This window comes from Micromonospora sp. NPDC048907 (assembly GCF_055586885.1).
The window spans coordinates 48,376-61,425 of the sequence record NZ_JBVJHI010000004.1 but is presented as its reverse complement, the minus strand read 5'-3'; the positions used below and the strand labels follow the sequence as shown (position 1 = coordinate 61,425).

14 protein-coding genes are annotated in these 13,050 nt (G+C 74.9%); 2 read left to right on the top strand and 12 right to left on the bottom strand.

Annotated elements, in window-relative coordinates:
- Positions 1-136 precede the first annotated feature (136 nt).
- Positions 137-478 carry an RNA polymerase-binding protein RbpA gene (locus tag ACZ6PY_RS14190; protein WP_046564157.1) on the top strand — a complete coding sequence of 114 codons (342 nt, stop codon included), beginning with the start codon at positions 137-139 and terminating at the stop codon, positions 476-478.
- Positions 479-542: 64 nt separating this feature from the next.
- On the opposite strand, the gene ACZ6PY_RS14185 is transcribed toward ACZ6PY_RS14190, so the two are convergent.
- The 7 genes from ACZ6PY_RS14185 to ACZ6PY_RS14155 all read right to left on the bottom strand — a co-directional run bounded on the left by ACZ6PY_RS14185 (position 543) and on the right by ACZ6PY_RS14155 (position 6,244).
- Entirely contained in the window at positions 543-1,058 is a 516-nt protein-coding gene (locus ACZ6PY_RS14185; RefSeq protein ID WP_466072197.1) for an FxsA family protein, read from the bottom strand.
- Between the two features lie 56 nt (positions 1,059-1,114).
- Positions 1,115-1,903 (bottom strand): polyprenol monophosphomannose synthase, encoded by a 789-nt coding sequence (locus ACZ6PY_RS14180; protein WP_466072195.1) that lies wholly within the window; start codon positions 1,901-1,903, stop codon positions 1,115-1,117.
- 25 nt (positions 1,904-1,928) lie between these two features.
- On the bottom strand, positions 1,929-3,533 hold the full coding sequence (gene lnt, locus ACZ6PY_RS14175) for an apolipoprotein N-acyltransferase (protein WP_466072193.1): 1,605 nt from the start codon (positions 3,531-3,533) through the stop codon (positions 1,929-1,931).
- Between the two features lie 68 nt (positions 3,534-3,601).
- On the bottom strand, positions 3,602-4,003 hold the full coding sequence (locus ACZ6PY_RS14170; protein WP_466072191.1) for a hypothetical protein: 402 nt from the start codon (positions 4,001-4,003) through the stop codon (positions 3,602-3,604).
- A complete protein-coding gene (locus tag ACZ6PY_RS14165) occupies positions 4,000-4,308 on the bottom strand; it encodes a hypothetical protein (RefSeq protein WP_466072189.1) in 309 nt (102 codons plus the stop codon). The genes ACZ6PY_RS14170 and ACZ6PY_RS14165 overlap by 4 nt, the downstream gene beginning before the upstream one ends.
- 489 nt (positions 4,309-4,797) lie before the next feature.
- Positions 4,798-5,211 (bottom strand): (R)-mandelonitrile lyase, encoded by a 414-nt coding sequence (locus ACZ6PY_RS14160; RefSeq protein ID WP_466072187.1) that lies wholly within the window; start codon positions 5,209-5,211, stop codon positions 4,798-4,800.
- Between the two features lie 10 nt (positions 5,212-5,221).
- Entirely contained in the window at positions 5,222-6,244 is a 1,023-nt protein-coding gene (locus ACZ6PY_RS14155; protein WP_466072185.1) for a zinc-dependent alcohol dehydrogenase family protein, read from the bottom strand.
- Positions 6,245-6,434: 190 nt separating this feature from the next.
- Between ACZ6PY_RS14155 and ACZ6PY_RS14150 the strand changes: the two genes are divergently transcribed.
- A complete protein-coding gene (locus ACZ6PY_RS14150) occupies positions 6,435-7,328 on the top strand; it encodes a helix-turn-helix domain-containing protein (protein WP_466072183.1) in 894 nt (297 codons plus the stop codon).
- 3 nt (positions 7,329-7,331) lie between these two features.
- On the opposite strand, the gene ACZ6PY_RS14145 is transcribed toward ACZ6PY_RS14150, so the two are convergent.
- The 5 genes from ACZ6PY_RS14145 to ACZ6PY_RS14125 are packed head-to-tail and all read right to left on the bottom strand — an operon-like array spanning position 7,332 to position 13,047.
- Positions 7,332-8,669, bottom strand: coding sequence for a glutamate mutase L (locus ACZ6PY_RS14145; RefSeq protein ID WP_466072181.1), 1,338 nt, complete (start codon positions 8,667-8,669; stop codon positions 7,332-7,334).
- Positions 8,670-8,721: 52 nt separating this feature from the next.
- Complete coding sequence (gene kal / locus ACZ6PY_RS14140) at positions 8,722-9,114, bottom strand: 3-aminobutyryl-CoA ammonia lyase (RefSeq protein WP_466072179.1); 393 nt, start codon at positions 9,112-9,114, stop codon at positions 8,722-8,724.
- Entirely contained in the window at positions 9,111-9,863 is a 753-nt protein-coding gene (gene kamE / locus ACZ6PY_RS14135; protein ID WP_466073542.1) for a lysine 5,6-aminomutase subunit beta, read from the bottom strand. Before kamE ends, kal begins: the two co-directional genes overlap by 4 nt.
- Before the next feature lie 53 nt (positions 9,864-9,916).
- The gene (gene kamD, locus ACZ6PY_RS14130; protein WP_466072177.1) at positions 9,917-11,476 is read right to left on the bottom strand and encodes a lysine 5,6-aminomutase subunit alpha; all 1,560 of its coding nucleotides are present in this window, start codon (positions 11,474-11,476) and stop codon (positions 9,917-9,919) included.
- Positions 11,473-13,047 carry an amidohydrolase gene (locus tag ACZ6PY_RS14125; RefSeq protein WP_466072175.1) on the bottom strand — a complete coding sequence of 525 codons (1,575 nt, stop codon included), beginning with the start codon at positions 13,045-13,047 and terminating at the stop codon, positions 11,473-11,475. The genes kamD and ACZ6PY_RS14125 overlap by 4 nt, the downstream gene beginning before the upstream one ends.
- Between the last annotated feature and the right edge of the window lie 3 nt (positions 13,048-13,050).

Sequence of the window (13,050 nt, the reverse complement as noted above, 5' to 3'; positions counted from 1 at the left end):
GCCGGGCAGCTGTCATGACCGGCTACTCTTGAGGATCCCGACCCCCGTGCCGGGCCGTCAGCGTGGCCGGGAATGGGGCGGCGGTGATGGGCCGTTACACCTGAAGACCAGCACCACGAACGAGGGGAAGTCGATCATGGGCGAGCGTATGCTGCGCGGTAGCCGACTGGGAGCAGTCAGCTACGAATCCGACCGCAACACGGAGCTCGCGCCGCGTCAGACCCGCGAGTACCTCTGCGCGAAGGGGCACCAGTTCGAGGTGCCGTTCGCCGTCGACGCCGAGGTCCCGACGACCTGGGAGTGCAAGTTCGACGGCAGCGTCGCCCGCCTGGTCGACGGCAGCGAGCCGGAGCAGAAGAAGGCCAAGCCGCCGCGCACCCACTGGGACATGCTGCTCGAGCGGCGTTCGATCGCCGAACTGGAGGACATCCTGGCCGAGCGGCTGCAGGAGGTCCGAACCCGCCGCGGTCGCGCCTGAGCACCCGAAACGACCGAAGCGCCCCCGGGATCACCTCGGGGGCGCTTCGTCATGTCTGTCCGTTTCACCGGCCGGGTTCGACGATCTCCCCCTCGATGGCGCGGCCCGGCTCGGTCACCGGCGGCGGCTGCGGCGCCGGGGCCGGCTGGGGAGCGCCGCGGCGCACCCGGACCCGGCGCGGACCGAACAGGTCACCGGCGACCATCGACGACACCCGGCGCTCGGTGGCCCGGCGCACCCCGGCGCGGGCCAGCCGCCGCACCGGCGGCACGAGCAGCAGCAACCCCACCAGGCCGCTGACCAGGCCGGGCAGCGCCAGCAGCAGGGCACCCAGCAGGCCCACCAGGCCGTCGGTGACCTGCTGACCCGGCGGCTGCCGGGACTCCACGGCGGCCCGGAAGCCGCGCCAGGCCCGCATGCCCTCCCGACGCAGCAGCGCCAGGCCCAGCAGCGAGGCCGCGAACACGAGCAGCACCGCGAACCCGAACCCGATGCCCCGGCCGACCAGGACGAACACGGCCAGCTCCAGCAGCGCCAGCAGCAGCAGGGCCGGTGGCACGTACCTCAGTCCTCGGCGCATCTCACCTCATCCGCCCGGTGGTGTCATCACGCCCCTCCAGCATGACACGCCCGCGCTCACGGCCAGCGGGCCAGCGCGTCCGGGCGGCGCGCCGCCGCCCGCCGGTCCCGCAGCCCCCAGGTGGTGATCCGCCACAGCGCCTCGGCCACGATGAGCGGGCTCATCTTGCTGTCGCCGTGCTCCCGCTCGGCGAACGTGATCGGCACCTCGACCATGCGCACCCCGGCGCGGTGCGCCAGCCGGGACAGCTCCACCTGGAACGCGTACCCCTGGGAGCGCACCGAGGCCAGGTCGATGGCGTCCAGCGCGGCCGACCGGTACACCCGGTAGCCGCCGGTGGCGTCGGAGACCGGCACACCCAGCGCGAGGCGCGCGTACAGGTTGCCGGCGCGGGACAGCAGCAGCCGCCGCAGCGGCCAGTTCAGCACCCGCGCGCCGCGGGTCCACCGCGACCCGATCACCACGTCGGCGTCGCGGGCGGCGTCCAGCAGCGCCGGCAGGTCCTCCGGGGCGTGTGAGCCGTCGGCGTCCATCTCCACCACGGCGTCGTAGCCGCGCTGCCGGGCCCAGGCGAAACCGGCCAGGTAGGCCGCGCCCAGCCCGTCCTTGCCGGGGCGGTGCAGCACGTGCACGTGCGGGTCGGCGCCGGCCAGGCCGTCGGCGATGGCGCCGGTGCCGTCGGGGCTGTTGTCGTCGGCGACGAGGACGTCGACCCCCGGCGCCGCCTTCCGCACCCGGGCGACGATCCGGTCGACGTTGTCGGCCTCGTTGTAGGTGGGAATGACCACGAGGACCCGTCCCACCCCGGGATGGCCGACCGTGCGCCTGTCGGCTACCACGCCCACCGTGTACCGCCTCCCGCTCGTCGTCCTAGCCCGGGTCGACCTCCCGGCGCCGGCGCAGGACCGTCGCGCCGGCCAGGGCCGCGACGGCGAGCGCCGCGAGGGCCACCTCCGGCCACACCCCCGCCGTGGTGGCCGGGGTACGCCCGTCGCCGAGCCGCATCTGCCGCACCACCACCGCGGCGGTGTTGAACCCGGTCGCACCGTCTACCCGCCCGTCCGGGGAAACGAACCCGGACACCCCGACCGTGGAGGCCATCAGGGCGGCGCGACCGTGCTCGACGGCGCGAAGCCGGACCATGGCCAGCTGCTGGCGGGCCTCGGCCGCGTCGAAGGTGGCGTTGTTGGTCTGCACGACCAGCAGCTGCGCGCCGCCGGTCACGGTGTCCCGGACGATGCCGTCGTAGGCGACCTCGAAGCAGATCACGTCGCCGAGGGTGGCCACGCCGGTGTCGAGCACGCCGGGGGTGCTGCCGGGGACGAAGTCGGAGCGGACCCGGTCGACCTCGGAGCTGACCATCCGGGCGATCTCGCGCAGCGGCACGTACTCGGCGAACGGCACGGGGTGCCGCTTGGTGTAGAGCTGGTCCAGGTCGGCGCCGCTGCCCGGGCGCCACAGCAGCCCGGCGTTGCGCACCTCGCCCTCGCCGGGGCCGAGCAGCACGGCGCCGACCAGGATCGGCGCGCCGATCGTGTCGGCGGCCTGGGAGATCCGCTCACCGGCGCCGGGGTTGCGCAGCGGGTCGATGTCACTGGAGTTCTCCGGCCACACCACCAGGTCGGGGTGGCGTTGTGTGCCCGCGGCGACCTGTTCGGCCAGTTTCAGGGTGGCGTCGACGTGGTTGTTCAGCACCGCCTGCCGTTGGGCGTTGAAGTCCAGCCCGAGGCGGGGCACGTTGCCCTGGACGATGGCCACCGTGACGGTGTCGCCGCCGCCGCGTACCCCGGCCGGCACGGCGGGACCGGCGGCCACCACCGCGGCCAGCGCGGCGGCGAGCCCGGCCACGGGCCGCCACAGCCCGGCGGGTTGGCGCCAGTTCCGCCAGGCGAGGGTGAGCAGGATCCCGCCCGCCAGCGCCACGGCGAAGGTGACCAGCGGGGCGCCGCCGAGCGCGGCCAGCCGCAGCAGCGGGGAGGTGTCCTGGCTGAACGCCAGCCGCCCCCACGGGAACCCGCCGAACGGGGTGCGGTCGCGCAGCGCCTCCTGCCCCACCCACAGCACCCCGGTGACCAGCGGCCACGCCGCGCGGTGCCGGTCGACCAGCGGGGACACCCAGGCGGTCGCGGCGCCGAGCAGCGCCAGGTAGCCGGCCTGCAGCAGGGACAGCAGCAGCCACGGCAGGTAGCCGGTGTGCAGGTTCGTCCATTCCAGCAGCGGCGCGAACAGCGCCACCCCGGCGAGGAAGCCCAGCCCGGCGCCGGCGCGCGCCCGCCGCCGGTGCGCCGCGGCGGCGAGCAGCCCCACACCGGCCGGGGCGAGGGGCCACAGCCCGTACGGGGGGAATGCGGCAAGCAGCGCCAGACCGGCCAGCAGGGCCGCCGGGACGGCCAGTTTCAGCGGCAGCGGTCCCCCGCCGGCGCCCGGGCGTGCCCCGCCGGTGGCCTGCGTCTCTTCCCGGTCGAGCGTCGTCACCGGCACCTCACCACGATCACGGGCCGAAGGCTACCCGGCGGACCCGCCCGCCGGCCCGTCCGGGCCGATCACTCGGGCAGCCGGATGACCGGCAGCTCGTCGGTGCCGTAGCGGCCCTCGCCGGTGAGGATCGGGGCGTCGTGGTCGAGGCAGGCCAGCACGGTGGCGGCCAGGTCGACCCGCCCGGTGAAGGCCCGCCAGTACGCGAGTTCCTGCCAGGCTGCGCCGTCGGTGGGCAGGACGGCGCAGGCGTCGAGGGCGAGCAGCCGCCGGAGCGCCGCCCGGTCCTTCGGGTCGTCCACGGCCGCGTACGCCTCGGCGGCGGCGACGGCCGTCACCCCGAAGCGCACCCCGTCGGCGATCACCTCGTGCAGCGTCTCCCCCACGTGCACCGACCCGGCCAGGTACGCCAGCAGCGTCGAGCGGTCGAGGACCAGCCGCACGGGCGGGCCGTCGTCGGGGTCGCTCACGCGGCGGTGACTCGGGAGGTGCGGTCCTCGCCGTCGGAGGCGGCCCGCCGCGCCCGCTCCCGGATCTCCTGGTAGCGCTCGGCCGGCCAGGCCACGTCCACGGCGGCGCGCGCCGCCCGCGCCCGGGCGACGCCCTCCTCGGTGACGGTGACGCCCTGGTGGGCCAGCTCGGCGTCGAGGGCTTCGCGGCGCATCAGCGACCGTGCGGCGTGCACGAGGAAGGCGCTGGCGTTGGGTTCCCGTTCGAGGCGTTCGGCGACGTCCGGCGGGACCGAGATCGACAGTTTCCGCACCGCTCCGGTCATACCGCACAGCATAACCGGTCGCACCGCCCGGGTCGGGGCGTGAAGCGGGCACGAAAATCGGGGCGCGGCTCGCGCCGCGCCCCGATGCTCCCAGGCCCTTCCCGGCCGGTGGGGCGAGGACGATCGGCGCCGACCTTCGGACCGACCCGACGTGGACTGGCTGCCCCCGCCTGGCCGTTGTCTACTGGCCGTGCCTTTCACCCCTGCCCGTACACCGGTAACCGCGGCCGGTTCGCGCCGCCCCGCCGACCCCCGCCCGCTGGACCTGGCCGCCGCAACCATTCCGGTCGCTCGGCCAGCGGACGAAGGGACGAAGCGAACAACAGCCGCTTCCCGTGGTAGGACTCAAAGACGGTACGGCGTGCACCCCCGCCGCTGTCAACCCACCCGGGCCTGTCGTGTGTTGCGACACGGCGTGTCGCGTCGGCGCGTCTCGATGCGAACGCCGGTTTCCCGACGACGCTTCGGGACGGGCCGGGCGCGGAGCTGTCAGGTGTCGCGCTGGTGCGCGGCCCGGTACTGCTCGTCGGGGAGCGATTCCCGCCAGGTGGTGGGGTCCTGCCCGCCGGGCAGCGCCTCCAGCATGGCCAGGTGGCTCATGAACGTGTCGGCGGTGGCGCCGTGCCAGTGCTCCTCACCGGGCGGGCAGACGACGGTGTCGCCGGCCCGCACGCGCAGCACCGTCCCGTCGCGGGTGCCGACCAGACCCACCCCCTCGGTGACGTGCAGGGTCTGCCCGACGGCGTGGGAGTGCCAGTGGGTCCGGGCGCCCGGGGTGAAGCGCACGAGGGCCACGGTCATCCGCGACGGCTCCGTGCCGGTGTGGACGGGGGTGAGGTAGACGTCCCCGGTGAAGGTGCTGGCGGGCGTCTTGACGGTGGGGTTGACGGGCCGGAGTTCCATCGAGGCTCCTTCAGGGTCGCAGCAGGGTCTTGATCGCGCGGCGTTCGTCCATGGCCCGGTAACCCTCGGCGGCCTGGTCGAGGGGCAGGTCGAGGTCGAAGACCCGCCCCGGGTTGATCGTGCCGTCGCCGACGAGGCGCAGCAGTTCCGGCAGGAAACGCCGTACGGGCGCCGGGCCGCCGTGCAGGTGTGCCAGGGACCAGAACAGCTCCATGCCGGGCACGGCCACGTCGTGGGTGACGCCGACGAACCCGACGTGCCCGCCGGCACGTGTCGCGTGGAGGGCCTGCATCATCGACTCCTGGGTACCGACCGCCTCCACCACCGAGTGCGCGCCGAGACCGCCGGTCAGGTCCTTGATCCGGGCCACGCCCTCGTCGCCGCGTTCGGTGACGATGTCGGTGGCGCCGAACTCGCGGGCGAGCCTCTGCCGTGGCTCGTGCCGGCTCATCGCGATGATCCGTTCGGCGCCGAGTTGCCGGGCGGCGAGGACGGCGAGCAGGCCGACGGCGCCGTCGCCGACGACCGCGACGGTCCGGCCGGGGCCGGCCTGGGCGGCGACCGCGGCGAACCAGCCGGTGCCGAGCACGTCGGAGGCGGCCAGGTAGCTGGGGATCAGGTCGGCCGGCGGCACCTCGGGTGTGGCGACCAGGGTGCCGTCGGCGAGGGGCACCCGCAGGTACTGCGCCTGCGAACCGAGCATGCCCATCGGGACCCGGTGCACGCAGGCGGACTGGTAGCCGGCCCGGCAGATCTCGCAGGTGTTGTCGGAGGCCCAGAACGAGCCGACCACGAACTGGCCGGGCGTGAGGCTGGTGACGTCGGCGCCGACCTCTTCGACGACGCCGACGTACTCGTGGCCCATCGGTGTGGGGCCCTCCACCTTCTGCACCCCGCGGTACGGCCACAGGTCCGAGCCGCACACGCAGGTCGCCGACACGCGGATGATCGCGTCGGTGGGTTGCTCGATCCGCGGATCCGGGCGGTCCTCCACCCGGACGTCGCCGGGTGCGTGCATGACGACGCCACGCATGATGTTCTCCCTTGCGATGGTGTTTCCCGTGGGTGCGGCGGTGTGCCGGCTCACGGATTGCCCCGGTGGCGGGCGCCTAGTCCCGCTCGGAAACCAGCTAACTGCCTTTCGGTGCCGGCAGGGAGTGCCTGGTGAGGGGTGTACCGGCAGTACATGGCTGCCGCGGTCGGCGCCGCGTACGGTCGACGGCGTGGACAACCATGACCAGGTCCGCGACTTCCTCGTCTCGCGGCGCGCCAAGATCACCCCGGCGCGGGTGGGCCTGCCGGCCGGCGCCCGCCGCCGGGTGAAGGGGCTGCGCCGCAGTGAGGTCGCCGCGCTCGCCGACGTCAGCGTCGAGTACTACGCGAAGCTCGAACGCGGCCACCTCGCCGGGGTCTCCCCCGGCGTCCTGGAAGCCGTCGCCCGCGCCCTGCAGCTCGACGACGCCGAACGTGCCCACCTGCTCCACCTGGCCCAGGCCGCCGAGGGCTCGGACGCGCTCGCCCGGCCACGCCGGCGGGCGGGCCGGCACACCCCGCTGCACCGCAGCCTGCAGTGGACCCTGGACGCCATCACGGCCGGCCCCGCCTATGTCAGCAACGGCCGCCTGGACCTGCTCGCCACCAACCAGCTCGCCCGGGGCTTCTTCAGCGACATCTACGCCGGTGGCGGCTCGCCGCCGCCGAACCTGGCCCGCTACCAGTTCCTCGACCCCGCGGCCCGCCGCTTCTACCCGGACTGGGAGCTGATGGCCGACGTCACCGTCGACGTGCTGCGCACCGAGGCGGGCCGCGACCCGCACGACAAGGACCTCCACGACCTGGTGGGCGAGCTGTCCACCCGCAGCGACGCGTTCCGCACCCGCTGGGGCGCGCACAACGTGCGGCGGCACGGGACCGGCACGAAACGCTTCCACCATCCGGCCGTCGGGGACCTCACCCTGGCCTTCGAGACCCTCGCGATGACCGCCGAACCCGGCCTCTCCCTGGTGATCTACACCGCGGAGCCCGGCTCCGCCGCGGAGGACAACCTCCGGGTGCTGGCCTCCTGGGCCGCGTCGCAGGAGGCCGACGCCCGCGGCGCGAAGCTCGCCGCCGGGTAGCGCTCAGACCCCGGAGAGGTGGCGGCGCAGCAGCGCGGCCGCCGCGCCGGGGTGGTCGGCGGCGAGCAGCCCACCGGCGGCCAGGACGTAGTCGACGTCGACGACGGGGCGGGCGGCGCGGGGCAGCGGCCACCCGCCGGCGTGGTCGCCGAGGACCGCGGCGAGCACCTCGGCGGCGTCGCCGGGCGCGGCGTGCCGCAGCACCCCGCCGGAGCCGACCATCAGCTTGACGTCGCGCAGGTCCCGGCCGGCGCGTTCCCCGGTGGCGGCGCCGCGGGCGTGCCGGCGCAGCGCCACCGTGGCGGCGAGCGCGGCGATGCGCCGGTCGGCGGCCCGGTCGGCGTCGCCGGCGGGCAGGAAGCCGGGGTCGGCGGCCCGCACCACGGCCGCGGCCGCCAGGTCGTCCTCCTCGCCGGGCGCGAGCAGGCGTTCCTCGGCGGCGGCGCGGACCACGCCGGGGGCGCTCCACCGCATGCCGAGGTCCCCCTCGACGGTGCGGGCCCGCCACAGGGTGCCGGCGACCTCCTGGCTGGGGCCGGTGTCGCGTTCGTCGGGGGTGAGCACCGAGTAGACGTCGGTGGTGGCGCCGCCGACGTCGACGACGGCCAGGTCCCCGCCGAGGGCGTCGGCGAGGACCTCCACCCCGGTGAGCACCGCGTCGGGCGTGGCGGCCCGCACCAGGCGGGCGAACCGGCCGCCGCGGGACAGTTTCTTGCCGCCGATGACGTGCCGCAGGAACACCTGCCGGATCGCGGCGCGGGCGGGCGCGGGGGCGAGCACCCCGATGCGGGGCAGCACGTTGTCGGCGGCGGTGACCGGCACTCCCGCCGCGGCGAGCAGGGCGTGCAGGTCGTCGCGGACGTCGGCGTTGCCGGCGAGGACCACGGGCACCCGCCAGCGGGCCCGGGCCAGCCGGGTGGCGTTGTGGGTGAGGGTGTCGGCGTCGCCGCCGTCGGTGCCGCCGACGAGCAGCACCACGTCGGGGCGGGCGGCGCGCAGCGCGGTCAGCTCGGCCGCGCCGAGCCGGCCGGCGGCCACGTGCACCACGTTCGCCCCGGCGGACAGGCCGACCCGCCGGCCGGCCTGCGCGGTGACGAGCGGCTCGTAGCCGATGACGGCCAGCCGCAGGCCGCCGCCGGCCGACGAGCACACGTACCAGGGCAGGGCACCGGCGGCGAGCCCGGCGGTGGCGGCGCCGACCGCGGTGTCCAGGCCGTGCAGCACGTCGGTGCCGACGGTGGTCGGCGCGGCCGCCGCGGCGACGAGCCGGCCGCCGTCGAGGTCGACCACCGCCGCCTTGGTGTACGTCGACCCGACGTCGGCGCAGACGGCGAGGTTCACGCCGGGTTGTCCTTCGTTCGCGACCGCGGGGCTCGCAAACCCGGCTCCGCGCTCATGCCGCCGGGGGTACGACCACCGTGCCGGTGGCGGTGACCGCGACGATCGGCTCGGCGAGGACCTCGGCGGCGGACTCGGACCTGTCGGGGCGGCCCCGGCACACCACGTGGGCGGCGAAGTCGATGGTGCGGCTGCGGGTGCCCACCCGGGTGACCGTGGCGGTCACCTCCAGCACGTCACCGGCCTTCATGGGGGCCTTGAACTGCACGTCGGAGTAGGAGGCGAACAGCCCCTCGTCGCCGTCGGTGCGGATGCACACCTCGGTGGCGACGTCGCCGAACAGGCCCAGCGCGTACGCCCCGTCGACGAGGTTGCCGGCGTAGTGGGCGTGGGAGTACGGCACGTACCGGCGGTGGGTGACGGTCAGGCCGACCCGGGGGTCACTCATGCTCTCGCCTTCTTGTCGGTGATCAGGGCGTGGACCAGGTAGCTGGCGACCTCGCCGGGGGTGGTGCCGCGGCCGAAGATCCGGTCGACGCCCAGCTCCGCGGTCATGGTCTCGTCGAAGCGGGGGCCGCCGACGATGAGCAGGGGCCGCTTCCCGGCGGGCAGGGCCTCCCGGAACGCGGCGGACATCTCCCGGGTGTTGTGCAGGTGCGCGTCGCGTTGGGTGACGACCTGGGAGACGAGCACGGCGTCGGCCTTCTCCTGCCGGGCGGCCTCGACCAGCTCGGGGACGCTGACCTGCGCGCCCAGGTTGGTGACCTTGAGTTCGCGGTAGTACTCCAGGCCCTTCTCCCCGGCGATGCCCTTGACGTTGAGGATGGCGTCGATGCCGACGGTGTGCGCGTCGGTGCCGATGCAGGCGCCGACCACGGACAGCTTGCGCCGCAGCCGCTGCTTCACCACCGTGTTGACCTCCTTGGCCGACAGCAGCGGGAAGTCCCGTTCCACCACCTGCACCTTGTCCAGGTCCACGAGGTGGTTCACCCGGCCGTAGACGACGAAGAAGGTGAACCCGTCGCCCATCTGCTTGGCGTGCACCAGCATGGCCGGGTCCATGCCCATCTTGTTGGCCAGTTGCACGGCGGCGCCCTCGGCGCGCTTGTCGTGCGGCACCGGCAGCGTGAAGGACACCTGCACCATGCCGTCGCCGGTGGTGTCCCCGTACGGCCGGACGATCTTCTTCTCCGTCATGCCGCGCTGGCCGGGCATGCCCGCACGGCCCTCGCTTCGCTCGGTGCGTTCGCTCATGCCGCCTGCTCCAGGATGTCCGTGGCGGGGTTGTAGTAGTCGGCCTCGTGCTTCGCGACGCCGTCGAGGCCCTTGCCCCGGTCGGCGGGCCGCTTCATGATCCCGAAGGTGCCCTCGGCGATCGCGGTGAGCAGCGACTGGTCGCCGATGCGCTCCAGCAGGTCGACGGCCTCGCCGAGCACCCGGTGGGCGCGCTGCTGGATGAACCCGCCCGGCGCGGGCACGAAGTCCTCGTGCAGCCCGCCGGCGGCGCCCAGCACGTAGCGGACGTTCTGCAGGGCGATGTCGCGGTCGGACAGCCACGGGGTGACCACCGCCTCGGTCATCATGCCGACCAGCAGGATGCCCTGCCCGGTCATGGTGCCGACCAGGTTGAAGAACCCGTCGAGCAGGTTGCCGCGGAACACGTCGCCGGTCATGTGCTTGGTCGGCGGCATCCACTTCAGCGGCGCGTCGGGGAACAGTTCCCGGGCCAGCAGCGCGTGCGCCAGCTCCAGCCGGAACGACTCCGGCAGGTCCGGGTTGATCTCGAACGCGTGGCCCAGGCCGAGCTGCCAGTCGGCCAGCCCCGCCTCGTGCGCGAAGTACTCGTTGAGCAGCTGCGACACCGTCACCGTGTGCGCCTCGTCGACCGCGTCGGCGGTGGTGAGGTAGTTGTCCTCGCCGGTGTTGATGATGATGCCGGCGCGGGCGTGCACCTGCCGGGAGAACCGCTGGTCGACGAACGTGCGGATCGGGTTGATGTCGCGGAACAGGATCCCGTACATCGAGTCGTTGAGCATCATGTCGAGCCGTTCCAGGCCGGCCAGGGCGGCCATCTCCGGCATGCACAGGCCCGACGCGTAGTTCGTCAGCCGCACGTACCGGCCCAGTTCCCGCGACGACTCGTCCAGCGCGGCCCGCATGAGCCGGAAGTTCTCCTGCGTGGCGTAGGTGCCGGCGAAGCCCTCCCGGGTGGCGCCCTCGGGCACGTAGTCCAGCAGCGACTGCCCGGTGGAGCGGATCACCGCGATGATGTCCGCCCCGGCCCGCGCGGCGGCCTGCGCCTGCGGGATGTCCTCGTAGATGTCGCCGGTCGCCACGATCAGGTAGATCCACGGTCGCTGCTTCGGGTCCCCGTACCGCTTCACCAGCCGCTCCCGTTCGGCGCGGCGCCTGTCGATCTGCCGCACGCCCGCGGCGACCGCCTTCCGGGCGGCCTTCCGGGCGGCGGTGGCGGCCTTGCCGGTGGGCTGGGTGAACCGCACCGACCCGGCGGCGGCCTTCTGCGCCAGCAGCGTCACGTCGGCGATCTGCTCCCGGGCCAGGGCGTCGAACACCGGCGCGGCCACCCCGTGGCCGAGACCGACGTCGGCGACGACCGCGTCGACGAGGCGGTTCACCCACGGGATGCCGTCGGGGTCGGCGCCGGTCACCCCGGCCAGCCGCAGCACCGCCCGCTCCACGGACACGGTGGTGTGGCTGCGCGCCAGATCCACCACCGGCTGCCCGGCGCGGCGCGCCAACTCCCGCGCCCGCGCCACCAGCGCCGGATCCAGCCCAAGCTTGCCTGTCACTGAGAAGAGCCTTCCTGATAGATCACGTCACCGCGCAGGACCGTGGTCCGGCACACCGGCAGCGGCGTCGGGTCGTCCGCGCCGCGCGCCTCCGGGTCCGCGGCCTGCAGCACCGGCAGGCCCCGCTCCACCCCGGCCGGGGTGTCCCAGACCGCGAACGTCGCCGGCGCGCCCAGCGCGAGGACCCCCTCGTTGTCCAGGTGCACGGCCCGCCACCCGCCGCGGGTGTGCGCGGCGAACGCCGCCCGCACGCTCATCCGTTGCGCCGGGTTGTGGTGCGCCGCCGCGGCCCGCACCGACCCCCACGGGTCCAGCGGTGTCACCGGCGAGTCCGACCCGAACGCCAGCGCCACCCCGACCCCGTGCATGGCGCCCATCGGGTTGGACTCCAGCGACCGGGACAGGCCCAGCCGCGACTCGTACATCCGGCCGGCGCCGCCCCACAGCCGGTCGAACGCCGGCTGCATCGACGCCACGATGCCGTACTCCACGAACCCGGCGATGAGCCGCTTGCTCATGATCTCGGCGTGTTCGACCCGGTGCCGGGCCGCCCGCAGCCGGTCCACGCCCACCTTCCGCGCGGCCTGCGCGAACCCGTCCAGCACCGTGCCGATGGCCGCGTCGCCGATCGCGTGGAAGCCGCCCTGCAGCCCGTGGGCCGCGCAGTCGAGCAGGTGGTCGCGTACCTGCTCGGCGGTGACGTAGCCGTGCCCGCAGGCGCCGGGCTCCCCGTCCAGGTACGCCGCCGACACGTGCGCGGTGCGGGACCCGAGCGCCCCGTCGGCGTACAGGTCACCGCCGGCGCCGACCGCGCCCAGCTCCCGGGCCTTCGCCGCGCCCAGCAGCTCACCCCAGTACCCGTACACCTCGGGCACGCCGTCGCCGGAGATCGCCAGCAGGCCGGTGAAGTCGCTCTCGTCGGAGGTGCCCGGGCCGCCGCACTCGTGCACCGCGGCGATCCCCAGCGACGCGGCGTGCCGCAGCGCCGTGCGCTGGGCGGCCACCCGCTGCGCCGTCGTCACCGAGCCCAGCGCCGCCGCCCGCACCACGTGGTGGGCGTCGCGGCGCAGCCAGCCCGACGGGTCGTAGCCGGCGGCGGCCGCCGCGTCCGGGCAGGCCGCCAGCAGCGCCGCCGACACCAGCGCCGAGTGGATCGACGCCTGCGACAGGTACACCTTGCGGCCCCCGGCGGCCCGGTCCAGCGCCGCCGCGTCGGGCAGGGCCGGCTCCGCCCAGGACGACTCGTCCCAGCCGTGGCCCAGCACCACCGCGTCCGGCGGCAGGGCGGCGGCGAACGCGGACACGGCCTCCAGCAGCCCGGTCGCGGACCGCACCGCCGACAGGTCCAGCCCCGACAGGGCCAGCCCCGTGTCGGTGGCGTGCACGTGCGCGTCGACGAACGCCGGCGTCACCAGCGCTCCGCCCAGCTCCACCACCCGGTCGGCGGCCGGCGCGTCGGCGTCGGCGCCCAGCCAGGCGATCCGCCCGTCACGCACCAGCAACGCCGTCGCGCTCGGGTCGGCCGGACAGTGCAGCGCTCCGCCGCGGTACAGGGTCGAGGGGTTCGTCATGAC